Genomic DNA, 24395 nt, shown 5'->3' with positions numbered 1-24395 from the left:
CGTCCACGCCCACGCGTCACCTCCGTCCGTGACGGGGTGCGACCGGCTGTCGCTCCCGCGCGATCGCCCGGACGGTAGCCCGGTGTCCGGGGAGGGGGAAGCGGTGGACCGGCCCGCTACCCACTTCCGTGGGTAGCGGGCCGGTCCGGCCGAGCGGTTCTCAGGCGGAGACCAGACTGGCGTCCTGGTCGCGGAACGAGTCGGCGTCGGTCTGCGGCAGCGCCAGGGTGCAGCCGAGGCTGAGCAGCGAGACCGCGGCGAGCAGCAGGCCGATGGCGAGGCTGCCGTAGAGGGGCACCACCGCCGCCGCGATCAGCGGGACCACGCCACCGCCGAGCACGCCGGCGAGGTTGTAGGCGATCCCGGCACCGGTGTAGCGGAACCGGGTCGGGAAGAGCTCCGGCAGCTGGGCGCCGATCGGGCCGTAGGCGATGCCGACGACGCCCAGCACGATGGAGATGCCGATCCCGAACGACCAGGCGGTGCCGATGTCGATGATCGGGAAGACGATCAGACCGGCGGCCACCGACGCGACGTTGCCGATCACGACCATCTTCCGCCGGCCGACCCGGTCGGACAGGATCGCCGACGCGATCGTCGTCAACGCGAACACGGTGCCACCGACGATGCCCATGGCGAGCACGGTCGGCCTGCTCAACCCGACCTGCTGGGTGCCGTAGCTGGTCAGGTAGGTGACGCCGATGTAGAAGAAGGCGAAGACCGCGGTGGTCGAACCGGCGCCGAGGAACACCGCCGCCGGACGGCTGGTGAACACCTCGGTGATCGGTAGCCTGGTTCCCGTGGTCGCGGCCTTCGACCGGGTGAAGGTGGAGGTCTCCTCCAGCGCGAGCCGGACGTAGAGCCCGATGCCGACCAGCAGCACCGAACCGATGAACGGGATCCTCCACCCCCAGGCGACGAACGACTCGTTGCTCATGGTCAGCGCGGTGATCAGGAAGGTCGCGGAGGCGAGCGCGAACGCCACCGACGGACCGAGCTGGGGGTAGAGCGCGTACTTCCCGCGGGCCTTGGTGGGGGCGTTCTCGGCGGTGAGCAGGGTCGCCCCGGCCCACTCGCCGCCGACCGCGAGGCCCTGCAGGATGCGCAGGACCACCAGCAGGATCGGGGCCAGCACGCCGATCATCCCGGTGGTCGGCAGCAGGCCGATGGCCAGCGTCGAGAAGCCCATCAGCAGCAGCGTCGTGACCAGGGTGCCCTTGCGCCCGAGCCGGTCACCGAAGTGTCCGAACAGGATCGAGCCGAACGGGCGGGCGACGAACGCGACGCCGAAGGTGGCGAGCGCCAGCGCGGTTCCCGCGGCCGCCCCGAGCTCGGGGAAGAAGACCTGGTTGAACACCAGCGCGGCAGCGGTGCCGTAGATGAAGAAGTCGTAGAACTCGATGACCGTGCCGGTCATGCTCGCCATCGCGATCTTGCGCATCGACTTCGGTGGTGGCTGCGAGGAGGCAGCGTGAGTCACGGGCGGGGTCCTCTCCGTTGGGGACCGGCTGACAGGACGAGCCGGACGTCCGCCGTTCGGGCTGTCGTTCGGGCTGTCGGGAGTATGCGGACGCCCCCGGGTGCGATCTGTATCACTGGCTACAAAACAGTGTCGGACAGTCAACCATCTGTCGACCGTTCGTCCGCTGGTCGGCCGCTCGGCGCGCGTGCGGCGGGGACCGCCGGTCCGGACTACGGTGGAGGCGTGAGCCTCGCGACCGACGAACGTGCCGCCATCTGCGCCGAGTTCGAGCGATCCGGCCCGGACCGCCCGACCCTGTGCGAGGGGTGGAACGCCCGTGACCTGCTCACCCACCTGCTGGTCCGGGAGCGCCAACCGTGGAACGCCGCAGGGATCGTGGTCCCCGCGCTGTCCTCGGTGACCGACCGGGCGATGGCATCCTACGCCGACGAGGCATGGCCGAACATGATCGACGACCTGCGCAAGGGGCCGCCCGCCTGGTCGCCGTTCCGGGTCGGCAAGGTCGACGAGATCGCCAACGGCGCCGAGTTCTTCGTGCACCACGAGGACCTGCGCCGCGGCGAGCCCGGCTGGGAGCCGCGCCCGGCCGATCCCGAGCTGGACGGTCAGCTGTGGACCCTGCTCGCCGCGCAGGCGAAGCTGCTGTTCCGGCGCAGCCCGGTCGGCCTCGTGCTGCGCCGCCCGGAGGGTGCCCAGCAGGTCGTCGCGACCGGGTACGGGCTGGTCACCGTGGTCGGCGAACCGGCGGAGCTGGTGCTGCACGCGTTCGGCCGGGACGCCGCCCGGGTGGAGCTGGAGGGGCTGCCCGCCGACGTCGAGACCTACCGGGCCGCGCCCCGCGGGATGTGAGCCTGCAACCCGGTACCGTCAACCCCCATGGACTCCGGTTCCCAGACCACCCCGGCGGTACAGCACCCGCCCGGTCGCCCGTTCGGTGAGGTCCTCACCGCGATGGTCACGCCGTTCGACGCCGACGGGGAGCTCGACCTGGCGAAGGCCGAGGAGCTGGCCACCCACCTGGTGGACCTGGGCAACGACGGGTTGGTCGTCAACGGCACCACCGGCGAGGGGCCGACCACCTCGGACAAGGAGAAGTCCGAGCTGATCCGCGCCGTCCTCTCGGCGGTGGGGGACCGGGCCACGGTCGTCAGCGGTGCCGGCACCTACGACACCGCGCACTCGATCGAGCTGGCCCGGGGCGCCGAGCGGGCCGGGGCGCACGGGCTGCTGGTCGTGACGCCGTACTACTCGCGGCCGCCGCAGGAGGGCCTGCTCGCGCACTTCACCGCCGTCGCCGACGCCGCCGAGCTCCCGGTGATGCTCTACGACATCCCGCCGCGCAGCGTGATCGGGATCGACGTCGAGACCTTCCAGCGACTCGCCCAGCACCCGCGCATCGTCGCCGTCAAGGACGCGCGCAACGACCTGCGGGTCGGCACCGAGGTGCTCGCGACGACGACGCTGGCGTACTACTCCGGGGACGACCCGGTGAACCTGCCGTGGCTGTCCGTCGGCGCCGTCGGGTTCGTGAGCGTGATCGGGCACGTGGTCGCCGACCGGCTCCGGGCGATGATCGACGCCTACCACGCGGGCGAGCACCAGCGGGCCCGCGCGCTGCACTACGCCATGCTCCCGGTGATCCGCGCGATGGGCCGGGTCGGCGGTGCGGTCTTCGCGAAGACGGCGCTGCGGCTGCGCGGCATCGACGTCGGGGACACCCGGCTCCCGCTGCCTCCGGCCACCGAGGAGCAGATCGCCGCCATCGCCGGCGACCTGGCCGTGGCCGGTGTCGCGCTCGACCCGCAGGCGCGGCCCGGTGCCGTCGCCTACGAGCCCGGGCAGGGCGCGCTCGGCGGGCGCACCCCCACCGACATCGGCGCCGAGGTCGCATACCACCGTTGAGCGGTCGGCGGCCGTGACGTCATCCGAGTACACACACGAACCTGTGAGGCACGAAACCCTGTGAGTCCCCAGCGCAACGACCGCCGCAACCGCCCCGGGCGGTCCCTGAGCGCCCCGCCCGAGAAGGTCGACCGGCCCGAGCTGCCGGACGTCCCGCCGCCGGCGCTGCCGAAGGGCGGACTACGCACGTTCGCCCTCGGCGGCATCGGCGAGGTCGGCCGGAACATGACGGTCTTCGAGTACGAGGGCCGGTTGCTCGTCGTCGACTGCGGCGTGCTGTTCCCGTCCGACGACTCGCCCGGCGTCGACCTGATCCTGCCCGACTTCCGGGCCATCGAGGACCGTCTCGACGACATCGACGCCCTCGTGCTCACGCACGGCCACGAGGACCACATCGGGGCCGTGCCGTGGCTGCTCCGGCTGCGCCCCGACGTACCGGTCGTCGGCTCCCGGTTCACGCTCGCCCTGGTCGCCGCCAAGTGCAAGGAACACCACCTGACCCCGCACCTGCGTGAGGTCGCCGAGGGTGACCGGGTCCGGCACGGCAACTGGGACTGCGAGTACTTCGCGGTGAACCACTCGATCCCGGACGCCCTCGCGGTCGCGATCCGCACACCGGCCGGGCTGCTGCTGCACACCGGCGACATCAAGCTCGACCAGCTCCCGCTGGACGGGCGGCTGACCGACCTGGCCGGGTTCTCCCGGCTCGGCGAGGAGGGGGTCGATCTGTTCCTGGTCGACTCCACGAACGCCGAGGTCCCGGGCTTCGTGACGCCGGAGACCGAGATCGGGCCGGTGATCGCCGACCTGGTCCGCCGGGCCCCGTCCCGGATCATCCTGGCCTGCTTCGCCAGCCACGTGCACCGCGTCCAGCAGGTGCTCGACGCGGCACACGCGCACGGCCGCAAGGTCTGCCTGACCGGCCGATCGATGGTCCGCAACATGGGGTTGGCCGACGACCACTCGCTGCTGAACATCCCGGAGGGCCTGCTCGTCGACATCGACGAGGCCATGCGGCTGCCCGACGAGAAGCTCGTGCTCGTCTCCACCGGGTCCCAGGGCGAGCCGCTCGCCGCGCTGTCCCGGATGGCCCGCGGCGACCACCGCAGCATCACCATCCGCCCGGACGACACGATCATCCTGGCCAGCTCGCTGATCCCCGGGAACGAGACCGCCGTGTTCGGCGTGATCAACGGCCTGACCAGGCTCGGCGCGACCGTCGTGCACCAGGGCAACGCGAAGGTGCACGTGTCCGGGCACGCGCCGGCAGGGGAGCTGCTGTTCCTCTACAACGCGGTGCGCCCGTCGAACGTGATGCCGGTGCACGGCGAGTGGCGCCACCTGCGCGCCAACGCCGCCCTGGCGGTGAAGACCGGGGTGCCGGAGGAGTCGGTCGTGATCGCCGAGAACGGCGTCGTCGTCGACCTGGTCGACGGCCGGGCCGCGATCACCGGACGGGTCGAGGTCGGCCAGGTCTACGTGGACGGCCTCGCCGTCGGTGACATCGGTGAGACGACCCTCGGGGACCGGCTGACCCTGGGCGAGGGCGGTTTCATCGCGATCACCGTCGCGATCGACCAGAAGACCGGGCGGGCGCTGTCCCGCCCGACCCTGTCCGGTCGCGGGTTCTCCGACGACCCGAAGGCCCTCGACGCCGCCCAGCCCCTGGTCGAGGACGAGCTGTCCCGGCTGGAGAACGAGGGCGTCTCCGATCCGCACCGGATCGCACAGGGCGTGCGGCGGGTCGTCGGGCGCTGGGTGGCCGACACCTACCGGCGCCGCCCGATGATCGTGCCCACGGTCATCGCGGTCTGAGCAGCCAGGGGCCGGTCGCCGTCGCGCGCGCTGCGGCCGGCCCCGAGCGCCTGAGCGGAGAGGACGTCACCAGGTGCGCCACACGTTCCGCTCACCGGACGGCACCCGGCTGGCCGGGGATCTGGAGGTCCCGGCGGGAGCCGGCCGGGGTGTCGTGCTCGTGCACGGCGGCGGGGTCGACCGGCACGGTTCGTCGACCAGAAGCCCGAGTGGCACGCCGATCGTCTCGGCGAGGCGGAAGCCAGGTCGCTGCAGGAGAACGGTTACCTGACGCATTCACCGACCTTCCGGCTCGGACCGGCCCTGCTCAACGAGGTCTTCTGGTGGGACGTCCGGTCCGAGCTGCCGGCGATCGTCGCGCCGACCCTGATCGTGCACGGCACCGGCGGCACGTTCATCCCGATCGAATCATCCCGGCGCGCCGCACGGGCGCTGACCTGCCCGCACCGGCTCGTGGAACTGGACGGCGCCCAGCACGGCATCGCCGTGCCCGACGACCCGGGCTACACGGACCCGAGGACGAGGGCCTGGCAGTCCGAGGTCGTCGCGCTCATCGCGGACTGGTCAGCGGGCGAGTAGGCCTGGTGTGCGCTCCCCGGCCGCGGTGCCCCCGCTGCCGGGAACAGGTGCATGAGCCCCCGGGTCGCCCGTGGCCCGTCCCACGGGCACCGCTGGGCCGTCGGATCGTCCGCCGGGCCCGAGCTGCGGGGCCCGAGTGGTGCGTCCGCACCGCCGGACCCCCGCGTCGGTCCCCGGCTCGATCACCGTGACGGGCTACCGTGGGTGACATGGCAGGACGTACCGGCACGCGTAGGACCAGCACGGCGGCGGCCGCGGGCCGTGGCTCGGGGCGGTCCGGCTCGCGTTCGTCCGCCCGCCGCAAGCCGGCCACCCGCCGGGCCCCGGCCAGGCGTCAGGGCCCCGATCTGATCGACCGGTCGATCGACGCGGTGGGCCGGGGCGTGGCGAAGACCTTCCGCGCGTCCGGCCGGGCCGTCGGGCGGACCCGCGACATCGACCCCGCGCACCGTCGCGACGGCCTCGGTTTCGCGATGCTGGTGCTCGCGGTGATCGCGGCCGCCGGGCTGTGGTGGCAGGCGGGCGGCTCGGTCGGCTACTGGTTCACCTTCGTCGTCCAGGCCGTGGTCGGTGTGGCGTCGGTCCTGATCCCGCTGATCCTGCTGGGGATCGGCGTCGTGCTGGTGACGACGCCCGCACACCCGGAGGCCCGGCCCCGGATCGTCGCGGGGAGCCTGCTGCTCGCGCTCGGCGTGCTCGGGCTGGTGCACCTGGCCCGCGGCGGACCGGCCGAGCCGGACGCCTGGCGTGACGCCGGCGGCGCGATCGGCTACGTCGCGGGCACCCCGCTGGAGGCGGGACTGACCGTGTGGACGGCCGTACCCGTGCTCGTCCTGCTCACCCTGTACGCGTTGCTGCTGGTCACCGGGATCCCGGTCCGTGAGCTCCCCGACCGCTTCCGCCGGCTCACCGGGCAGCTGCCGCCCGACGAGGAGCAGGCCGACGACGAGCACGGCACGGGGACGCGGCGCACGGTGGCCGACGCCGTCGCCGAAGCCGATCTCGACGGTGCGAAACCGGCCCGCCGCCGCCCCGCCCGGCGCAGGCAGCAGGCCAGCGAGGCGGACGCGTTCCGGGTCGAGGACGGCGAGCACGCTCCCGCCCCGGTGGACGCCGACGTGCCCGGTGCCCCGGCCGACGTCCCGCCGGCCCCCGCCGCGCGGAAGGCACCCCGCAAACCGGTCGTCGAGACCCCGCCCGCCGAACAGGTGCCGCCGACCGAGGGCGAGCAGCTCTCGATGGCGATCCGTGAGCCGGTCGGCGAGAGCGAGTACGTGCTGCCGCCGGCCGACGTGCTCGAGGCCGGCCCGCCGCCGAAGTCCCGCAGCTCCGCGAACGACGCCATGATCGAGGCGATCACCGGCGTGCTGGACCAGTTCAACATCGACGCCCAGGTCACCGGCTTCACCCGCGGCCCGACGGTCACCCGCTACGAGATCGAGCTCGGACCCGCGGTGAAGGTCGAGAAGATCACCCAGCTGCAGCGCAACCTCGCCTACGCGGTCGCCAACGACAACGTCCGGCTGCTCGCCCCGATCCCGGGCAAGTCCGCGGTCGGCATCGAGGTGCCGAACACCGACCGGGAGATGGTCCGGCTCGGCGACGTGCTGCGGTCGAACAGCGCCCGCAAGGAGCAGCACCCGATGGGCATCGGGCTCGGGAAGGACATCGAGGGCCACTACCTGGTCGCCAACCTGGCGAAGATGCCGCACCTGCTGGTCGCGGGCTCGACCGGCTCCGGCAAGTCCAGCTTCGTCAACTCGATGCTGGTCTCGTTGCTGAGCCGGGCCACGCCGGACGAGGTGCGGATGATCCTGATCGACCCGAAGATGGTCGAGCTGACGCCCTACGAGGGCATCCCGCACCTGATCACGCCCATCATCACCCAGCCCAAGAAGGCCGCCGCAGCGCTGGCCTGGCTGGTCGAGGAGATGGAGCAGCGCTACCAGGACATGCAGGCCAACCGGGTCCGCCACGTCGACGATTTCAACCGCAAGGTGCGCTCCGGTGAGATCACCGCGCCGCCCGGTTCGGAGCGCGTCTACCGGCCCTACCCGTACATCATGTGCATCGTCGACGAGCTCGCCGACCTGATGATGACGGCCCCGCGCGACGTCGAGGACGCGATCGTCCGGATCACCCAGAAGGCCCGGGCCGCGGGCATCCACCTGATCCTGGCCACTCAGCGGCCGTCGGTGGACGTCGTGACCGGCCTGATCAAGACGAACGTGCCGTCCCGGCTCGCGTTCGCCACCTCCTCGCTGACCGACTCGCGGGTGATCCTGGACCAGCCCGGCGCCGAGAAGCTGATCGGTATGGGTGACGCGCTCTACCTGCCGATGGGCGCGGGTAAACCGGTCCGCATGCAGGGCGCGTTCGTCGACGACGACGAGATCTCCAAGATCGTCGCGTTCACCAAGGAACAGGCCGAGCCGAGCTACACCGAGGGCGTCACCGCGGCGAAGGCCGGCGAGGCCAGGGAGATCGACGCCGACATCGGCGACGACCTGGACCTGCTGCTGCAGGCGGCCGAGCTGATCGTCACCTCGCAGTTCGGGTCGACCTCGATGCTGCAGCGCAAGCTGCGGGTCGGGTTCGCCAAGGCCGGCCGGTTGATGGACCTCCTGGAGACCCGCAACATCGTGGGTCCGTCGGAAGGGTCGAAGGCCCGCGACGTGCTCGTGAAGCCGGACGAGCTGGAGAACGCGCTCTACCTGATCCGCGGCGGTGGGACGGCCGACGGAGCAGACGTCGACGACGAGTGACGGAGTGAACGCAGCGTGGCGATCTTCTGCCTGACGGTGCTGTGACGAGCACCAAGCGTAACCACTCTTTCGCGGGAGGTGGTTAACGGGAGGGGCAGGTCCGTGCCAGAGTGGTTCCGGCCGTCGTCCGGTGGCCTGTGTGTCGTCCTGCCCGCCCGGGCGAAGGGGGTCTCCCGGTGTTCTGGAGGAAGAAGGACCGTCGTCGTCCGGCCGAGGGCACCACCGACCGGCACGCGCTCGTCCCGATTCCGCTCACCGGTGGTGTGCTCTCCGGGCAGGTCCGCGATGGGCAGGGTGGGGCGCTGCCCGCCTGTGAGGTGTCGGTGTTCGACGCCGCCGACCGGCGCGTCGCACACCTGGAGACCGATCCGTTCGGCCGGTACGCCGCCTCGCTGATGCCCGGCCGGTACCGGGTCCGGGTCGAGGCGGGCGGTTACCGGCCGCGGACCGAGGTCGTCGAGGTCTCCTGGGGCTCGCACGTCGAGATGGGCGTGCTGGTCCTCGGTGAGGACCCGGCGCTGCGCCCGCCGGCATCGGGTGTGTTCCTGATCGACAGCGACCACAGCTCGGTCCGGTTCGTGGCCCGCCACATCGGGCTGTCCAAGGTGTACGGCCGGTTCAACCGCTTCCACGGCCAGATCCGCATCGCCGAGCCGTTCGACGAATCGGCCGTCGACGTCGTGATCGACGCGGCCAGCGTGGACACCAACGTCGAGGCCCGCGACACCCACCTGCGCTCGCCCGACTTCCTCGACGTCGAGCAGTTCCCCGAGCTGCGTTTCTCCAGCGTGCGCTTCGTGCAGCGGGGCGGGAACCGGTGGACGGTCGACGGCGACCTCACGCTGCACGGCCTGACCAGCGACGTCTCGCTGGACACCACGTTCCTCGGCTCGGCCGAGTGGAACGGCGACCGTGTGGGCGCGGTGGCGACCACCCAGCTGCACCGCGAGCACTTCACGCTGAACTGGCAGCAGATGATCGCGAAGGGGCTGCCGGTGGTGGGTTCGACGATCGAGATCGAGCTGGACGTGCAGGCCGTCCGGCAGGCCTGACCGGCAGGGCTCGACGGTCCTGCCGATCCGCCGGCCCGGTCGCCGGGTTCACCGGTGCCCCGTCGGTCCGGTGCGCGGACTCCGCCCCGATCATCCACTCAGGACCGGACCTCGGACCGGACTCCGGGGTCGGTCCGGATCGACCCGGCCCGAGCGGTGGCGACCGTCGACCGTTCGCCGACCGGTCGGCGGTGCGCCGGTCGACCGTTCGCCGACCGGCGCACGGTGCGCCGGTCAGCCGGAGAACCTGAGAACCGGCGGCTCGGCGCCGGACCGGTCGCATCCGGCCGAGGGCCGTTCGGAGCAATCCGCTCTTCCTTTCGAAGACCTGATCTTACGGCGACCGATGCCTGATCCGGAAACTCGCCCCACGTCGATCTCTTATTTCCTGAGAATTCGATCTGGACCGAACGGCGGACACCGAAAATAGTCGCTGATCAATGCGTACACCTCTCGCTGTCGGGTATTCCGTGCACTCAGCGGATCGGTTCGGTGTGTGTCAGAGTGCCGATTCAGGACGGGTCGACGTCGACGTTCCGGTCGGCGTTCCCCGTAGAACGTCACGGGAGAGGTACCGACGTATGAGTAACGCCTCGAAGATCGGAATGGCCGTGGTCGGCGGCTACGTTCTGGGCAGAACGAAAATGGCGAAGCTTGCGATCATGCTGGGTGGTGCGCTCGCCGGCAGGAAGATGAACCTGAGCCCGGGAGAGGTGCTCGCCCAGGTGTCCAAACTGGCCGCGTCGTCACCGGAACTCACCCGCCTCTCCGACGCGGTGCGCGGACGACTGCTCGAGGCGGGCAAGCAGGCGGCCGTGGCCGCGGCGAGCAACCGGCTGGAAGCGTTGACGGACTCGCTGGTCGACCGCGTCGAGAACATCGGTAGACCCGTCGAGCAGGCTGCGGGGGCCGCCGGGGACGCCGCCGGTGCGGGCGTGCAGAAGGCGGGCGACGCGGCAGGGGCCGCCGTCGAGAAGTCGGGTGAGGCCGCGGGCGAGATCGCCGAGGGCGCGGGCGACACGGCAGAGGGGAGCACCGACGCGGTGGCCGACGCGACCGACGCCGCGGGTGAGACCGCGGACCGGGCGCCCGTCGCCGGCGGCACCGCCAAGGGCGCGACGAAGGCCACCGGTTCGGCGGCACGTGGCGCGGGCAGGGCCGCGTCCGCGGCGACCTCGCGGCGCCGCCGATCCTCCGGTGACGGGGACGAGGAGAAGGAAGCGCCACGTCGACGCACCGCCAGGAGTCCCGCCGCGGTGGAGTCGGGATCGAACGGCTCGTCCGGCAGCGGCACGACGCGGCGCACGGCCTCCCGCTCGTCATCGGGCAGTGGCGGATCGGGCCGCGGCGCTGCGAAGGGCGCCTCCCGCAACGGTCGCGCGACCCGCGGCAGCGGGCGTTCCTCCAGCCGTTCGGAGGCACGGGCCGATGGCTGACACCGATGAGCAGAAATCGGCATCGGTCCTCGACCAACTGCCCACCGACCGGCTCAAGAAGGCGGGTCAGCTGCTGCTGAAGACAGCGGCGGACCGCGCGGTCGGTGCGGCGCTGACACAGGTCGAGGGGCTGACGGATCGGTTGACGAACGTCGCGGACAACGGGGGTGTGGGCCTCCAGGCAGCACTTGGTGGCGGCCGTTCGGCCGCGGAAGGAGGCAGCCCGATCATGGGAGCGGTCACCGGCGGCCTGTCGGCGGTCAAGGACAAGGTGCTGGGCGCGGTCGGGATCGGTGGCGGTGACAGCTCGGGCGGCGGCGGGAGCGGTGGCGCCGGTCGCGGCAAGTTCAAGTTCATGAACATCGTCGAGCACCTCGACGTCGGCGTCCCGGTGCGCGTGGCCTACGACCAGTGGACCCAGTTCGCGGACTTCCCGACCTTCATGAAGAAGGTGCACTCGGTCGACCAGGAGTCGGACGAGAAGACGAACTGGAAGGCGCAGGTGTTCTGGTCCAAGCGGGGCTGGAGCGCGACGATCCTCGAGCAGGTGCCGGACACCCACATCATCTGGCGGTCGCAGGGGGACAAGGGCTACGTCAACGGTTGCGTGTCGTTCCACGAGCTGGCGCCGAACCTGACGCGGGTGCTGCTGGTCATGGAGTACTACCCGGTCGGGTTGTTCGAGAAGACCGGGAACATCTGGCGCGCCGTCGGCCGCCGGGCCCGGCTGGAGTTCAAGCACTACGGGCGGCACGTGATGGTCGAGTCGCTGCTCAACCAGGAGGAGATCGAGGGTTGGCGCGGGGAGATCCGCGACAGCGAGGTCGTCAAGACCCACGAGGAGGCCCTCGACGAGGAGCGTGAGGCCGCCGACGAGGAGCACGCCGAGTACGACGACGCAGGCTACGAGGACGGCGGTGCTGAGGACGCCGAGTACGAGGACGGCGGTGCTGAGGACGCCGAGTACGAGGACGGCGGTGCTGAGGACGCCGAGTACGACGAGCCCGAGTACGACGAGACCGAGAACGAGCCCGAGGACGCCGAGTACGGGGCCGACGACGGGGCCGACGACGTCGACTCCGAGGCCCACGACGAGGACGACGACATCGACACCGAGGAGGCAGATCTCGAGGGCGCCGAGGACGCGCCCGCGGACGAGCCCGACGAGGGCCGCCGGGTCGGGAACCGCCGTCGTCGCAAGGTGGGTTCGCGTGCCTGACCCGACCTGCCCCGCACCGAGCACGTCCACGAAGGGGGCGACCCCATGACCGTCAGCCAACGGCAGGGTCCCAGCCGCGTCGATCGTGCCCCCCAGGGCGACCTCGCGCAGGTCATCGATCTGATCCTGGACAAGGGGCTGGTGATCGACGTCTTCGTGAAGGTGTCGTTGGTCGGTATCGAGCTGGTGACGATCGATGCCCGGATCGTGGTGGCCAGTGTCGACACCTATCTGCGGTTCGCGGAGGCGACGAATCGGCTCGATCTGCACCAGAAGGGTGGTAAGGACCTCGGCCAGGTCGTCGGCGGTCTCACCGAGGGTGTGACGCAAGGAGGGGCGAAGGGAAAGACCAAAGGGATGATCGAAGCGGGCAAGGAGAAGTTCGACGACCTCCGCGACGAACGTCGGTCCCGGAAGGAGCGCGAGGCGTGAGCACCGCGACCTACATCTACGCGGTGGTCGGAGCCGAGGTCGAGCTGCCCGAGGGGCTCGCACCGGTGGGCGGTGGCGACGAGGTCGCGATCATCGACCACGGCCGGCTCGGAGCCGTCGTCAGCGACCTTGCCCGGGACCGGCCGCTCGGCGGCCGCGACGACCTGATCGCGCACGAGCGAGTGGTGAACACCCTCGCCCGGGCGACGACCGTGCTGCCGATGCGGTTCGGGGGCGTGGTCGAGAACGACACCGCCGTGGTCGACGAGCTGCTCGGCCACCACCACGACTACTTCGTGTGGGCCCTGGAACAGCTCGACGGATGCCGGCAGTTCGTCCTGCACGGCCGCTATGACCAGGACGAACTGGTCTCGTCGATCCTCGCCGCCGACGCGGAGATCCGCGAGCTCAGCGATTCCGTCCGCGACGCCGACCCTGATGCGACCTACTACGAGCGGATCCGCCTGGGGGAGGCGATCTCGGTCCACGTCGACCGGATCCGGGCCGCCGACGCCGGGTTCGCACGGGAGCGGCTGGAGCCGTTCGCGGTCGCCGTCGCACCCAAGGATCCGGCTGAGGAGGACAGCGCCCTGGAGCTGGCACTGCTCGTCCATCGCGACCGGCTCGCCGACTTCGAGCAGGCGGTGGACGCCCTCGGTGACGAATGGGACGGACGGGTCCGGTTGCGGCTGATCGGGCCGGTCGCGCCGTACGACTTCCTGCCGGAACCCACGGGAGAGAGCTGAGATGGGATTGTTCAGCGGCCTGCTCGGTCTGCCGCTCGCACCGCTGCGCGGGGTCGTGTGGGTGGGCGAGCAGCTTCGGGACCAGGCACACGCGCAGCTCTACGACCCGGTGGCGGTCCGTCGGCAGATCGACCAGGTGGAACGCGCGTACGAGCGCGGTGAGATCACCGAGGCCGAGCGTGACGAACAGCAGGAGCTCCTGCTGGCGAGGTTGACGGGTTCGGGAGGGCCGGCAGATGGCTGAGCCCGATCCCGGCCGAGCCCGGCGACGACGGGTCGGGCCGGCTGCCGAACGAGAACCGGGGGCCCGTGCGGGCCGCCGGTCGGCCGATGAGCCCACCCGCCGTCGGCGAGCACCGCGCGAACGGTCCGGCGGGACCGACCGGGAGCGACCGCGCCGCCGGGGACCGCCGGACGAGGGCCGGACCACCCGGGACTCGGCACCCGACCCCGATGCGTCCCCACGAGCGGGTGACGACAGCCGGCGGAGCGGCCCGGCGCGCCGCCGGACCGCGCGACCGGAAGGCGGACAGGAGGGCGGACAGCAGGACCGGCCGCGGACGCCGTCCCGTCCCCGGAGCGCCCGCCGGGGTGCGGACGACGGCGCCCCGGTGGCCGACGATCGCGGGCGGCGTCCGACCACCGGCAGGCGGGGGACGGCCGGACGCAGGGGGCCGCCGCCGGACACCGTGGAAGCGGACGAGGCGGCGACCGGCGGGATCGGACCGGCCGACGTGGCCCGCGACGGGAAGCCCGACCGTGCCGAGCTCGACGACCCCGAGCTCGACGACCCCGAGCTCGACGACCCCGAGCTCGACGACCCCGAGCTCGACGACCCCGAGCTCGACGACCCCGAGCTCGACGACCCCGGGCTCGACGACCCCGGGCCCGACGAGCCCGACGGACGGGACCTGGCCTACGACAGCACCGACGGTGTGGAGACCCCCACCGACCGCGACGAGGTGACGACCCCCGACAGCGGAGTGGGCGAGTCCGGGCCGGCCGGTGACGCTCCCGGGCCCGACGGCGCGGAGGCCGATCCGGCACCCCGGCGGCGGATCGGTGCCCGCGCGGCCGCCCGCGCCGCCGTCGAGCAGGTGCACGAGATGACCGGGAAGACCCCGGAGGGCGTGACGTTCGTCAGCCGGGAGGACGGAGGCTGGCGGATCGGTGTCGAGGTCGTCGAGACCGAGCGGATCCCGGACTCCGCGGACGTGCTCGCCGTCTACGAGGCCGAGCTCGATCCGGAAGCCGAGCTGATGTCGTACCAGCGGGTCCGCCGCTACCAGCGCGGACGCGGCGACGACTGATCGAGCGACCCCGCAGGAGAGAGGACCTGATGAGCGACACCGTCCGATGGAGCAGCCCCGGTGTGCAGCAGCGCCGGCCCGAGCCGCGGCAGCAGTCCGGCACCGACCTCGCCGACATCCTGGAGCGGGTGCTGGACAAGGGCATCGTCATCGCAGGCGACATCCAGGTGAACCTGCTCGACATCGAGCTGCTCACGATCAAGATCAGGCTGGTCGTGGCGTCGGTCGACCGGGCCAAGGAGATGGGGATCGACTGGTGGGAGCGGGACCCGACGCTGTCGGCGGGACGAGGCGACCTGGAGCAGGAGAACGCCCGGTTGCGCGAGCGGGTCGAGCGGCTGGAACGGGCGCTCCCCGACGGAGCAGCGGGTAACGGCGCGCGCCCGGGCCGCGATGGCCGCCGGGCTGCAGCGGGCCGTACCGACCCACCCGACCGCGACGCCCCGCGCCGCCGCAACCCGCGCACCGCCCCCCGGCGTCCCGCGCGCGACCGGTCGGAGGGCTGAGGGGTGGCATCGGATCTCGTCTACGTGTACGCCGTCGCCGAGGCGCCCGTTCCCGACCTCGACGGTCTCACCGGGATCGCCGGACGCCCGGTCCACGCGATCACCGGTGACGGGGCGCACTGGGCGGCCGCCGGGCAGGTACCCGGTGACGAGTTCGGCGAGTCGGCACTGGTGTCCAACCTGGAGGACCTGACCTGGCTGGCGCGGACGGCGCGGGAGCACCACGGCGTCGTCGACGAGCTGGGGCACAGGTCGGTGCTCGTCCCGCTGGCACTGGCGACCGTCTATCACCACGAGGACGGGGTCCGGGCCATGCTCACCGACCGTGCCGACTCGTTCACCGGGCTCTTCGACCGGTTGCGGGGACGGGCCGAGTGGGGGGTCAAGGCGTTCGCCGGGGCGCCGCAGCCGCAGGCCCGTGCGGATCGGCCCAGTTCCGGGGCGGATTATCTGCGGCGCCGCCGCGCCGCCCTGTCGAACGCCGCCCGGGACGACGACGCCGCGTCCGCCGCTGCCGAGGAGCTGCACCGGGTCGCCTGCGATCTCGCGGTGGCCGGGCGGCGGCACCGGCTGCACGCCGCGGAGCTGACCGGTCGCCCCGGGACCATGGTGCTCAACGGCGCCTATCTGGTCGAGGAGGCGGACCGGGACGGATGGTGCGCCGCGATCGACGCCGCGATCACCGGGAGCACGCTCACCGTCGAGGTCACCGGACCGTGGGTGCCGTACTCGTTCGCCGGGGACGAGCGGTGAGCGAACCGCAGGAGGCCACCCTGTTGCCGGCGGGTCGCGAGATCGCGCTGGTCGACCTGCTGGACCGGTTGCTGGCCGGCGGGGTCGTGCTGGCCGGGGACGTCACGATCTCGCTCGCCGGAGTGGACCTGATCAGGATCTCGCTGCGGGCGCTGGTCGTGTCGATCGCGCCGGCCGGTGACGGCGCCGGGACGGACGGGACGGGGAGGCCCACCGATGACCGCTGAGACCCGGCCTTCCGGACGGATCGCGATCGACCGCGACGAGGTCCGCCGGGACCTGATGAAACTGGTGCTGACGGTCGTCGAGCTGCTGCGCCAGCTGATGGAACGGCAGGCGCTGCGCCGGGTCGGCGACGGCGACCTGAACGAGGCGGAGGTGGAGGACCTCGGCACCGCGCTGATGCACCTGGAGGAGGCGATGGACGAGCTCACCGAGCAGTTCGGGCTGACCGCCGAGGACCTGAATCTGGAGCTCGGTCCGCTCGGTCCGCTGTTGCCGAGGCACCGCCGGTGAGCGGCCCGTCACCGTCCCGCAGCGACCGGAGCAGGCCGAGCCGCTCATCGAGCTCCCGGTCGTGCGAACGCAGCACCCGCCGCCCGGACGCGGTCAGCCGGTACACCCGAGACCCCGGTTCCCGCCGCACGAGCCGGTTCCGCTCCAGCCGGTGCAGGGCCCGGTGCACCAGACCGGAGGGCAGTGACGCCCGCGCCCCGGAACGCTCGTGCACGGCCCGTCTGACGGCAGCTCCGTCACCCGGTTCGCGCGACACCGCGGCGAGCAGTACATGGTCGACCGTGGAACGATCTCGGAACTCCATGGCTCTCCCTCCGGCCCGGTTCCCGCGATGTGCCGCGACGCGATTTCACCAGATGTCCGGCCGGGCCGTCACGGAGCGAACGGCATCCCTTTCCGGAACCGCCCACGGCCCACTGATCGTTCGGGACGGAATCGGCACGGCGAGAGGCGGGCGACCATGAGCGGTATCGAGGTCGGTGAACGATGTGACGGTCGGGTGACCGGGCGATTGCGTGACTCCGCCGAACGGCTCGTCGTCGCCGTGCTCGACCGGTTCGCAGCGCTCGCCCTGGCGAAGGTCGACGAGCTCGCGGACTCGCTGGAACGGATCGCCGAGTCGGGCGGGCCCGCCCCGGCGGCCGCACTCGGCGCCGGACGGGCGCTCGCGCAGGGCCGCAATCCGCTGTGGGGCGCGCTCACCGCCGGCTTCGCCGCGCTCGGGACGGCGGCGAAGGTCATGATCGGGGTGGTCGTCGCGCTCGCGCCGGTGCTGCTGCTCGTGTCGCTCGTCGTGCTGGTCGTGGCCGCGCTGGTGTGGGCCCTGGTCGCGGCGGTCCGGGCAGCGGCGGCCTGACGCGAGCCGGCCCGGGTCAGCGGAAGTCCAGCTGCCGCCACGCCTCGTAGACGGCCACCGCGACGGCGTTCGACAGGTTGAGCGAGCGGCTCGACGGCCGCATCGGCAACCCCACCCGGTCGCTCACCCAGTCCGCACCGGCCACCTCCGCGGGCAACCCGGTCGACTCCCGGCCGAAGAGCAGGACGTCACCCGGTGCGTAACCGATGTCCGTGTGCCACCGGTCCGCCCGCGGGACGAACGCGACGACCCGTGCCGCGCAGGCGCGCACCCACGCCGCGAAGGCCCCGGTGTCCTCGTGCACGACGACGTCGGCGAGGTCGCGGTAGTCCAGCCCGGCCCGGCGCACCGCGGTCGCCTCCAGCGAGAAGCCGAGCGGCCGCACCAGATGAAGCTGGGCCCCGGTGTTGGCGGCCAGCCGGATCACGTTGCCGGTGTTCGGCGGGATCTCCGGTGTGTGCAGGGCGATACGGAGCACGGCACCGACCCTGTCACCGGGCCTCCGTCACCCCGGAACCGGGCCGCTCCGCCAGCCAGCTGCCCGCCGTGGTCCCGGCGAGGGCGCGGAACTCGCGGGCGAGGTGCTGCTGGTCGGCGTAGCCGCAGACGGCCGCGACCTCGGCCGTGGAGGCGGGCGCGGTGGCCGGGGAGTGGCGCAGCAGTCCGCAGGCCCGTTCGAAACGGATCACCCGGGCGAGGGTCTTGGTGCCCAGGCCGGTCTCCCGGCGCAACTGCTCACCCAGGTGCCGGGCCGACCAGCCGACCTCGTCGGCGAGGGCGGCGACCCGCGCCGCGCCACCGGAGCCGACCAGCCGGTCCCAGGCCAGCCCGACCTCGGGTGGCGGCCCGCCCCGGGCGGGCCGGCGCGCGGCGATCCGGCAGAGCGCCGCGTCCAGCAGGGCGCACCGCCGCGTCCAGGTCGGTGCCGCGTGCAACCGGTCGAGCAGCGAGCCCACCTGCGGCCACAGGTCCGCGAGGTCGACGACGTCGCCGAGGATCTCGGCGGCCGGCAGCCCCAGCAGAGCGCGCGCTCCCCGCCAGGTCAGTGCCAGTTGCAGCCCGGCCTGCGGCTCACCGGTCGCGATCACCGCGGGGGAGGCGTGCAGGCCGGCCACCGAGGCGGCGAACCGCCCGGCGCCACGAACCGGGTCCGGCTTGCGCAACAGCTCGACCGATCCCTCGATGCAGAGAGTCACCGTCAGGTGCCCGCTGGACACGCCCTGATGGGTACCGGGCGGACCGGCGCCCACCCGCCACACCCAGATCTCGGACACCAGTGGGCGCAGCGCGGCCGAGGTCCGCCATCGCGCCGCGCCGGCCCGCTCCGCCACGGGAACCAGTATCGCCGCAGGCGGCCCGCGGTCACAGGGTCAACAGCATCCGGACGTTGCCCAGGGTGTTCGGCTTGACGTGTGCCAGGTCGAGGAACTCGGCGACGCCCGCGTCGTAGGAGCGCAGCATCGCGGCGAACACCTCCGCCGAGACCGGTGTGCCGTCGATCTCGGCGAAGCCGTGCCGCGCGAAGAACTGTTTCTCGAAGGTCAGCACGAACAACCGCCGCAGGCCCAGCTCGCGGGCCTCGTCGATCAGCGCGTCCACGATCCGGTGCCCGACCCCGCGCCCCACCACCGACGGCGACACCGCGACCGTCCGGATCTCGCCGAGGTCCTCCCAGAGCACGTGCAGCGCCCCGCAACCCACGACCTTCCCGTCCAGCTCGGCGACCAGGAACTCGGGGACGGCCTCGTAGAGGGTGACGGTCTCCTTGGCCAGCAGCACGCGTCCCGCGTACTCGTCGACCAGTTCGCGGATCACCCGGACGTCGGGGGTGCGGGCGCGCCGGACGGTCACGGTCGGGCCGGAATCGGGCAGCTGGGGCTCGGGTGCGTCGGGCACGGACGACGAGCGTAGACGCCGGGCCGGGGACCACCTCCCCGCCGTCTACCCTGTAGGCCGTGGCTTCCCCCGACAACACACCCCGGCGTGCCGCGCTGCTGACCCTGGGCTGCGCGCGCAACGAGGTCGACTCCGAGGAGCTCGCCGGCCGGCTGGTCGGGTCCGGCTGGGAGCTGGTCGACGCCGAGGACGGGGATCCCGATGTCATCCTCGTCAACACCTGCGGTTTCGTCGAGCAGGCCAAGAAGGACTCGATCGACACCGTGCTCGCGGCCTCCGACGTGGCCCGCCCGGCCGGCGCGAAGGTGGTGGCGGTCGGCTGCCTGGCCGAGCGGTACGGTGCGGAGCTGGCCGCCGACCTGCCGGAGGCGGACGCCGTCCTCGGCTTCGACGCCTACCCGGAGCTCGCCGACCGGCTCGCCGACGTGCTCGGCGGGCACGCCCCGGCCCCGCACGTCCCGGTGGACCGGCGCACCCTGTTGCCGATCTCCCCGGTGGAGCGGCCGGCCGCCACCGCCGACGTGTCGGTGCCCGGCCACGACTGGGTTCCCGACATCGCCGTGCCCGGCCGTACCCGGCTGACCGGCGGCCCGGTCGCCTCGCTCAAGCTCGCGTCGGGTTGCGACCGGCGCTGTGCCTTCTGCGCGATCCCGGCGTTCCGCGGCAGCTTCGTCTCCCGCCCACCGGCCGACGTGCTCGGCGAGGCCGCGTGGCTGGCGACCGACGGCGTCCGTGAGCTGGTGCTGGTCAGCGAGAACTCGACGTCCTACGGCAAGGACCTGCCCGGCGGCACCCGCGCGCTGGTCGACCTGCTGCCGCGGCTGGGCGCGATCGACGGGATCAGCCGGGTCCGGGTGTCGTACCTGCAGCCGGCCGAGCTGCGGCCGGATCTGCTCGCCGCGATCGCGACGACGCCGGGAGTCGCACCGTACTTCGACCTCTCGTTCCAGCACGCGAGCGCGCCGGTGCTGCGCCGGATGCGCCGGTTCGGCTCGCGCACCGATTTCCTGGACCTGTGCGAGCGGATCCGGGCGCTCGCACCGGAGGCGGGGATCCGGTCCAACGTGATCGTCGGGTTCCCCGGTGAGACCGAGGAGGACCTGGCCGAGCTGGAGGCGTTCCTGATCGGGGCCCGGCTGGACGCGGTGGGTGTGTTCGGCTACTCCGACGAGGACGGCACCGAGGCCGAGGGCTACGACGGCAAGCTCGACCCGGCGCAGGTGCAGGCCCGGGTCGCCCGGATCTCCGAGCTGGTCGACGAGCTGATGGTGCAGCGGGCCGAGGAACGGATCGGTTCCGAGGTCGTGCTGCTGATCGAACGGTCGTCCGAGCCCGAGGAGACGGTGGGCGCCGAGCCGGAGATCGCCGGGCGGGCTGCCCACCAGGGACCGGACGCCGACGGCGAGTCCTACGTGGTGGCCGCCGCCGACGGCGCTCCGGAGCCCGGCTCGCTGCGCCCGGGTGACCTGGTGCGGTGCCGGGTGGTCGACACCGACGGGGTCGACCTGCTCGTCGAGGCGGTGGAGCTGCTCCCCGCCGGTGCCCCCGCCGACGTCGCGGCCCTCGCGGCAGGGACCGGATGAGCTCCCCGCAGCCGACCGGGGGGACCGTCCCGGTCGGCGGCCAGGCGCCGCTGCTGAACATCGCCAACGCGCTGACCTGCCTGCGCCTGCTGCTGGTCCCGGTGTTCGTGGCGGCCCTGTTGGCCGAGGGCGGCGAGGACACGTTCTGGCGGACGACGGCGTTCACCGTCTTCGTCGTGGCCGCGCTCACCGACCGGTTGGACGGCCAGCTGGCGCGCAGCCGCGGACTGGTCACCTGGTTCGGGGCGCTCGCCGACCCGATCGCGGACAAGGCGCTCATCGGGGCCGCCCTGATCGGGCTGTCGGTGCTCGGCATCGTCCCGTGGTGGGTGACGATCGTGATCCTCGGCCGGGAGGCCGGCATCACGGTGCTGCGGTTCCTGGTGATCCGGCGCGGGGTCATCCCGGCGAGCCGGGGCGGCAAGGCGAAGACGGTCGCGCAGACGTTCGCGATCGGGCTGCTGCTGCTGCCGCTGCCGTTGTTGTTCCCTGATGCACTCACCGCCGTGCTGGTGGTGCAGTGGACGGTGCTGGTGGTGGCGCTGGTGCTCACCGTGGTGACCGGGATCGACTACGTGGTGAAGGCGGTCCGAGCGGCGACCTGACCGGACGGGACTACCGGCGGGGGCCGCGGCGTTGTGCAGGAGGGCGCGTGTTCGCCGTGGGCGGACACGGCCACCCGGGTTCGACCGCGCCGGTCGGGCCGGTGAGTCGGTACGGTGATGCGCATCGGGCTCCGGTACCGCGGTGCGGCCCGGGCCGATTCGAGGAGGGCACATGCTGCTGCGGGAAGCGATCGGCAGCGGCCTGCGACGTGCGCGGACCGCGCGCCGGCGCACGCTGCGCGACATCTCCCGGGGCGCTCGGGTCAGCCTCGGTTACCTGTCCGAGGTCGAGCGGGGCCGCAAGGAACCCTCCAGCGAACTGCTGGCCGCGATCTGCGAGGCGCTCGGGATCACCGTCGCCGACCTGCTGACCTCGGTCGTGCGCGAGATGAGCACCGATCCGGCGGCGCACGACCGCACCGCCGACGAGGTGCTGGTGCCGATCGGGCAGCGACACGCCGAGCTGCGGCTGGCCGGGCGCCCCGGCGCGGGTGCGGCGGTCCCGGCGTCGTCCGGCGGGCCGGTGGCGTCGGCGGCGTGATGCGCCGCGTGACCTCCGGCTCGTCACGGTAGGGTGCGCGCGTACTGGCAGCGGTGCCAGGATGGAGAGGGCCGGAGCGCCAGTGCCGACCACCGGGGGGAACGCGGGGTCGGCGCGGTCCGGTGCGCCCGCCGCGGAGCGGGCACGGTCGTGAGCGAGCCCCACCCGGAGGTAGGCGAAGAGATGGCCAACGGATTCACCAAGGCATGGAGCTATCTGATGGCCCTGTTCTCGTCGAAGGTCGACGAGTACGCGGACCCGAAGGTGCAGATCCAGCAGGCCATCGAGGACGCCCAGCGGCAGCACCAGCAGCTGTCCCAGCAGGCGGCGGCGGTCATCGGCAACCAGCGTCAGCTGGAGATGAAGCTGAACCGGCAGCTGGGGGAGATCGAGAAGCTGCAGTCCTCGGCCAGGCAGGCGCTGGTGCTGGCCGACCAGGCCCGCGCCCAGGGCGACGAGCAGAAGGCCCAGCAGTACGAGCAGTCCGCGCAGACGTTCGCGACCCAGCTGGTGACGGCCGAGCAGGGCGTGGAGGACCTCAAGACCCTGCACGACCAGTCGATCGGTGCCGCCGAGCAGGCCAAGCAGGCCGTCGAGCGGAACTCGATGGTGCTGCAGCAGAAGATCGCCGAGCGGACCAAGCTGCTCAGCCAGCTCGAGCAGGCGAAGATGCAGGAGCAGGCGGCGAACTCGCTGCGCCAGATGAGCGAGCTGTCCGCTCCGCGCAACGCGCCGTCCCTGGACGAGGTCCGCGACAAGATCGAGAAGCGCTACGCCAACGCGCTCGGTTCCGCGGAGCTGGCCCAGAACTCGGTGCAGGGCCGGATGCTGGAGGTCCAGCAGTCGACCACCGACATGGCGGGCGCGTCCCGGTTGGAGCAGATCCGGGCCTCGATGTCCGGCGCACCGATCGCGGGTCAGCAGGCACCGCAGGTCGGGCAGGGGGAGCAGCGCACCCAGCAGCTGCCGTCGTCGCCCGCCCCGGCGCAGCAGTCCGACCCCACCCAGCAGAACCAGCCCGGCACGGCCTGAGCCGCAGCACCGAACCTGGTAGGGCCACGACACACCCTTCCGCCTCGCCGCACACCTGCTGCGACAGGTGTGTGGCGAAGGGAAGGGGTGTGCGGCACGGGGCCGGTGGCGCCGCGGATCAGCGGGGGGCGGGGCCCCGCTGGCAGCGCGGGCACCAGTAGGTGACCCGGGCGTAGGGCGGCCGGCCCTGATCCGCGGTCCGGATCCGGGACCGGCACCGGCGGCACGGACGGCCCGGCCGCTCGAACACCCAGTGCGCCTCGCCCGCCGCCAGCGAGCCGGTGGTCGTCTGCTCCGGGCGGTCCTTGTTGGACGACAGGAGCCGCCGGGACAGCGCGATCACCCGGGCCGGGTCGGGCACCTCGCGCACCGGCACCCACGGTGTCACACCGAGCAGGAAGCAGATCTCGTTGCGGTAGAGGTTGCCCAGCCCGGCCATCACCCGCTGTTCCAGCAGCACGAGGCCCAGCTCGTGGTCCCCCCGGGCAGTGAGCCGGTGCAGCGCTTCGGCGTGGTGCCGCTCACCCCAGGTGGGATCGAGCAGGTCCGGCCCGAGGTGCCCGACCAGGGTGTGCTCGTCGGCGGTCGGCAGCAGTTCCAGGTCGTGCAGGGCGAACCCGACGGCGACCCGGTCAGCGGTCTCCAGCACCGCACGCGCCTGGTGCGCCGCACGCTGCCACCGCATCCCGGGTCGGTAGAGGTGCCAGGCGCCGTCCATCCGGAAGTGGCTGTGCAGGCTGCGGCCGTCGGCGAACCGGGTGAACAGGTGCTTGCCGACCGGGACGACGCCGGTGACCGTCAGGCCGGCGAGATCGTGCTCCACCAGGCGTGGATGCCGGAGCTCCCCGCGGACGAGCTCGTGCCCGGCCAGCGCGGCGTGCATCCGCTTCCCGGCCAGGTACACGGTGTCTCCCTCGGGCACCGGGACGACGCTACGCGGCAGTCGGGATCGGTGACCCGGACCGGGCGACCCGCAGTGCCCACCGCACCAGTGGAATCTGCAGCGGGAGCCGGGCCCAGGCGATCGCCCGGTACAGCGGCGGTTCGCGGCGCCAGCGCAGCGCCATCGAGATGTTCGCCGGGAAGACTGCGGTGAACAGGCCCGCCGCCGCGTACCCGCCGATCCGGCGGGTCCGGGGGTGGGCGAGCGCCACCGCCACCGCTCCTTCGGCGACGCCGGAGGCATAGGTCCAGAACCGGGGCGTGCCGGGCAGCCGCTCCGGCACGATCGAGTCGAACGGCTCGGGCCGCACGGCATGCAGGACCGCGGCGGTGCCGAGCAGCCCGGCCAGTGCGTACGCGGTGCGCTCGGGACGGTGACGGGTCATCCGGTGATCGTCGCAGGGCTGCGACGACGGGGCAGCCCGG

General features: G+C 72.6%; 27 protein-coding genes and 1 pseudogene. 21 read left to right on the top strand and 7 right to left on the bottom strand.

The window, feature by feature from the left end:
* Positions 1-160: 160 nt before the first annotated feature.
* Entirely contained in the window at positions 161-1480 is a 1320-nt protein-coding gene (locus AB0J24_RS05685) for an MFS transporter (RefSeq protein WP_358675942.1), read from the bottom strand.
* A 225-nt stretch (positions 1481-1705) separates the two neighbouring features.
* Between AB0J24_RS05685 and AB0J24_RS05680 the strand changes: the two genes are divergently transcribed.
* From AB0J24_RS05680 to AB0J24_RS05605, 16 genes are all read left to right on the top strand, one after another.
* Positions 1706-2332, top strand: coding sequence for a TIGR03085 family metal-binding protein (locus AB0J24_RS05680; protein WP_358675940.1), 627 nt, complete (start codon positions 1706-1708; stop codon positions 2330-2332).
* A gap of 27 nt (positions 2333-2359) precedes the next feature.
* On the top strand, positions 2360-3385 hold the full coding sequence (gene dapA, locus AB0J24_RS05675; protein WP_358675937.1) for a 4-hydroxy-tetrahydrodipicolinate synthase: 1026 nt from the start codon (positions 2360-2362) through the stop codon (positions 3383-3385).
* Between the two features lie 105 nt (positions 3386-3490).
* Positions 3491-5200 (top strand): ribonuclease J, encoded by a 1710-nt coding sequence (locus AB0J24_RS05670; protein WP_358676445.1) that lies wholly within the window; start codon positions 3491-3493, stop codon positions 5198-5200.
* Positions 5201-5572: 372 nt separating this feature from the next.
* Positions 5573-5779: a hypothetical protein gene (locus AB0J24_RS05665; protein ID WP_358675934.1), complete on the top strand. Its 207-nt coding sequence runs from the start codon at positions 5573-5575 to the stop codon at positions 5777-5779.
* Between the two features lie 209 nt (positions 5780-5988).
* A complete protein-coding gene (locus tag AB0J24_RS05660; RefSeq protein WP_358675931.1) occupies positions 5989-8544 on the top strand; it encodes a DNA translocase FtsK in 2556 nt (851 codons plus the stop codon).
* Positions 8545-8720: 176 nt separating this feature from the next.
* Positions 8721-9596, top strand: coding sequence for a YceI family protein (locus AB0J24_RS05655; RefSeq protein WP_358675928.1), 876 nt, complete (start codon positions 8721-8723; stop codon positions 9594-9596).
* 581 nt (positions 9597-10177) lie between these two features.
* Positions 10178-11032, top strand: a complete 855-nt coding sequence (locus AB0J24_RS05650) for a hypothetical protein (protein ID WP_358675925.1) — start codon at positions 10178-10180, stop codon at positions 11030-11032.
* Entirely contained in the window at positions 11025-12251 is a 1227-nt protein-coding gene (locus tag AB0J24_RS05645; RefSeq protein ID WP_358675923.1) for an SRPBCC family protein, read from the top strand. Before AB0J24_RS05650 ends, AB0J24_RS05645 begins: the two co-directional genes overlap by 8 nt.
* Before the next feature lie 45 nt (positions 12252-12296).
* Positions 12297-12683 (top strand): gas vesicle protein GvpJ, encoded by a 387-nt coding sequence (gene gvpJ, locus AB0J24_RS05640; RefSeq protein WP_358675920.1) that lies wholly within the window; start codon positions 12297-12299, stop codon positions 12681-12683.
* Complete coding sequence (locus AB0J24_RS05635) at positions 12680-13429, top strand: GvpL/GvpF family gas vesicle protein (protein WP_358675917.1); 750 nt, start codon at positions 12680-12682, stop codon at positions 13427-13429. The genes gvpJ and AB0J24_RS05635 overlap by 4 nt, the downstream gene beginning before the upstream one ends.
* Before the next feature lies 1 nt (position 13430).
* Positions 13431-13673 carry a gas vesicle protein GvpG gene (locus tag AB0J24_RS05630; RefSeq protein ID WP_358675914.1) on the top strand — a complete coding sequence of 81 codons (243 nt, stop codon included), beginning with the start codon at positions 13431-13433 and terminating at the stop codon, positions 13671-13673.
* A 445-nt stretch (positions 13674-14118) separates the two neighbouring features.
* The gene (locus AB0J24_RS05625) at positions 14119-14739 is read left to right on the top strand and encodes a gas vesicle protein (protein WP_358675911.1); all 621 of its coding nucleotides are present in this window, start codon (positions 14119-14121) and stop codon (positions 14737-14739) included.
* A gap of 29 nt (positions 14740-14768) precedes the next feature.
* The gene (locus AB0J24_RS05620; protein WP_358675908.1) at positions 14769-15245 is read left to right on the top strand and encodes a gas vesicle protein; all 477 of its coding nucleotides are present in this window, start codon (positions 14769-14771) and stop codon (positions 15243-15245) included.
* A 3-nt stretch (positions 15246-15248) separates the two neighbouring features.
* Positions 15249-15998 (top strand): GvpL/GvpF family gas vesicle protein, encoded by a 750-nt coding sequence (locus AB0J24_RS05615; RefSeq protein ID WP_358675905.1) that lies wholly within the window; start codon positions 15249-15251, stop codon positions 15996-15998.
* A complete protein-coding gene (locus tag AB0J24_RS05610) occupies positions 15995-16225 on the top strand; it encodes a gas vesicle protein (RefSeq protein ID WP_358675902.1) in 231 nt (76 codons plus the stop codon). The genes AB0J24_RS05615 and AB0J24_RS05610 overlap by 4 nt, the downstream gene beginning before the upstream one ends.
* Entirely contained in the window at positions 16215-16514 is a 300-nt protein-coding gene (locus tag AB0J24_RS05605) for a gas vesicle protein K (RefSeq protein WP_358675899.1), read from the top strand. Before AB0J24_RS05610 ends, AB0J24_RS05605 begins: the two co-directional genes overlap by 11 nt.
* On the opposite strand, the gene AB0J24_RS05600 is transcribed toward AB0J24_RS05605, so the two are convergent.
* Positions 16429-16818 (bottom strand): helix-turn-helix transcriptional regulator, encoded by a 390-nt coding sequence (locus tag AB0J24_RS05600; protein ID WP_358675897.1) that lies wholly within the window; start codon positions 16816-16818, stop codon positions 16429-16431. The genes AB0J24_RS05605 and AB0J24_RS05600 overlap by 86 nt on opposite strands.
* A 156-nt stretch (positions 16819-16974) precedes the next feature.
* On the opposite strand from AB0J24_RS05600, the gene AB0J24_RS05595 reads away from it, so the two are divergent.
* Complete coding sequence (locus AB0J24_RS05595) at positions 16975-17370, top strand: hypothetical protein (RefSeq protein ID WP_358675895.1); 396 nt, start codon at positions 16975-16977, stop codon at positions 17368-17370.
* A 16-nt stretch (positions 17371-17386) separates the two neighbouring features.
* Here AB0J24_RS05595 and AB0J24_RS05590 read toward each other — a convergent pair whose 3' ends face one another.
* From AB0J24_RS05590 to AB0J24_RS05580, 3 genes are read right to left on the bottom strand one after another with little or no spacing between them, the layout of a single operon-like run.
* Complete coding sequence (locus AB0J24_RS05590) at positions 17387-17848, bottom strand: tRNA (cytidine(34)-2'-O)-methyltransferase (RefSeq protein WP_358675892.1); 462 nt, start codon at positions 17846-17848, stop codon at positions 17387-17389.
* 13 nt (positions 17849-17861) lie between these two features.
* Positions 17862-18701 (bottom strand): helix-turn-helix transcriptional regulator, encoded by an 840-nt coding sequence (locus AB0J24_RS05585; RefSeq protein WP_358675889.1) that lies wholly within the window; start codon positions 18699-18701, stop codon positions 17862-17864.
* 31 nt (positions 18702-18732) lie between these two features.
* The gene (locus AB0J24_RS05580; RefSeq protein WP_358675886.1) at positions 18733-19266 is read right to left on the bottom strand and encodes an amino-acid N-acetyltransferase; all 534 of its coding nucleotides are present in this window, start codon (positions 19264-19266) and stop codon (positions 18733-18735) included.
* Between the two features lie 59 nt (positions 19267-19325).
* Here AB0J24_RS05580 and AB0J24_RS05575 point away from each other — a divergent pair, with 59 nt between their 5' ends.
* The 4 genes and pseudogenes from AB0J24_RS05575 to AB0J24_RS05560 all read left to right on the top strand — a co-directional run.
* Entirely contained in the window at positions 19326-20849 is a 1524-nt protein-coding gene (locus tag AB0J24_RS05575) for a radical SAM protein (RefSeq protein ID WP_358675883.1), read from the top strand.
* Positions 20846-21454 (top strand): CDP-diacylglycerol--glycerol-3-phosphate 3-phosphatidyltransferase, encoded by a 609-nt coding sequence (pgsA, locus tag AB0J24_RS05570; RefSeq protein WP_358675881.1) that lies wholly within the window; start codon positions 20846-20848, stop codon positions 21452-21454. Before AB0J24_RS05575 ends, pgsA begins: the two co-directional genes overlap by 4 nt.
* Before the next feature lie 172 nt (positions 21455-21626).
* Positions 21627-21995, top strand: a complete 369-nt coding sequence (locus AB0J24_RS05565; RefSeq protein ID WP_358675878.1) for a helix-turn-helix transcriptional regulator — start codon at positions 21627-21629, stop codon at positions 21993-21995.
* A 183-nt stretch (positions 21996-22178) separates the two neighbouring features.
* Positions 22179-22892, top strand: a pseudogene (locus AB0J24_RS05560) (PspA/IM30 family protein); the annotation flags it as partial.
* Positions 22893-23145: 253 nt separating this feature from the next.
* Here the strand turns inward: AB0J24_RS05560 and AB0J24_RS05555 are convergent.
* Complete coding sequence (locus AB0J24_RS05555; protein WP_358675875.1) at positions 23146-23949, bottom strand: DNA-formamidopyrimidine glycosylase family protein; 804 nt, start codon at positions 23947-23949, stop codon at positions 23146-23148.
* 10 nt (positions 23950-23959) lie between these two features.
* On the bottom strand, positions 23960-24355 hold the full coding sequence (locus tag AB0J24_RS05550) for a MauE/DoxX family redox-associated membrane protein (RefSeq protein WP_358675872.1): 396 nt from the start codon (positions 24353-24355) through the stop codon (positions 23960-23962).
* Between the last annotated feature and the right edge of the window lie 40 nt (positions 24356-24395).

The organism is Pseudonocardia sp. NPDC049635 (assembly GCF_040659795.1).
Taxonomy (GTDB): domain Bacteria; phylum Actinomycetota; class Actinomycetes; order Mycobacteriales; family Pseudonocardiaceae; genus Pseudonocardia.
Note: the sequence above shows the minus strand (reverse complement) of the source record. Positions and strands in the feature narration are given on the sequence as shown.

Bases quoted from the DNA above. Each gene is read 5' to 3' on its own strand.
- dapA (WP_358675937.1), top strand. From the start codon at position 2,360: ATGGACTCCGGTTCCCAGACCACCCCGGCGGTACAGCACCCGCCCGGT.
- AB0J24_RS05660 (WP_358675931.1), top strand. From the start codon at position 5,989: ATGGCAGGACGTACCGGCACGCGTAGGACCAGCACGGCGGCGGCCGCG.
- AB0J24_RS05650 (WP_358675925.1), top strand. From the start codon at position 10,178: ATGAGTAACGCCTCGAAGATCGGAATGGCCGTGGTCGGCGGCTACGTT.
- AB0J24_RS05645 (WP_358675923.1), top strand. From the start codon at position 11,025: ATGGCTGACACCGATGAGCAGAAATCGGCATCGGTCCTCGACCAACTG.
- gvpJ (WP_358675920.1), top strand. From the start codon at position 12,297: ATGACCGTCAGCCAACGGCAGGGTCCCAGCCGCGTCGATCGTGCCCCC.
- AB0J24_RS05630 (WP_358675914.1), top strand. From the start codon at position 13,431: ATGGGATTGTTCAGCGGCCTGCTCGGTCTGCCGCTCGCACCGCTGCGC.
- AB0J24_RS05620 (WP_358675908.1), top strand. From the start codon at position 14,769: ATGAGCGACACCGTCCGATGGAGCAGCCCCGGTGTGCAGCAGCGCCGG.
- AB0J24_RS05605 (WP_358675899.1), top strand. From the start codon at position 16,215: ATGACCGCTGAGACCCGGCCTTCCGGACGGATCGCGATCGACCGCGAC.
- AB0J24_RS05600 (WP_358675897.1), bottom strand. From the start codon at position 16,818: ATGGAGTTCCGAGATCGTTCCACGGTCGACCATGTACTGCTCGCCGCG.
- AB0J24_RS05595 (WP_358675895.1), top strand. From the start codon at position 16,975: ATGAGCGGTATCGAGGTCGGTGAACGATGTGACGGTCGGGTGACCGGG.
- pgsA (WP_358675881.1), top strand. From the start codon at position 20,846: ATGAGCTCCCCGCAGCCGACCGGGGGGACCGTCCCGGTCGGCGGCCAG.
- AB0J24_RS05565 (WP_358675878.1), top strand. From the start codon at position 21,627: ATGCTGCTGCGGGAAGCGATCGGCAGCGGCCTGCGACGTGCGCGGACC.
- AB0J24_RS05550 (WP_358675872.1), bottom strand. From the start codon at position 24,355: ATGACCCGTCACCGTCCCGAGCGCACCGCGTACGCACTGGCCGGGCTG.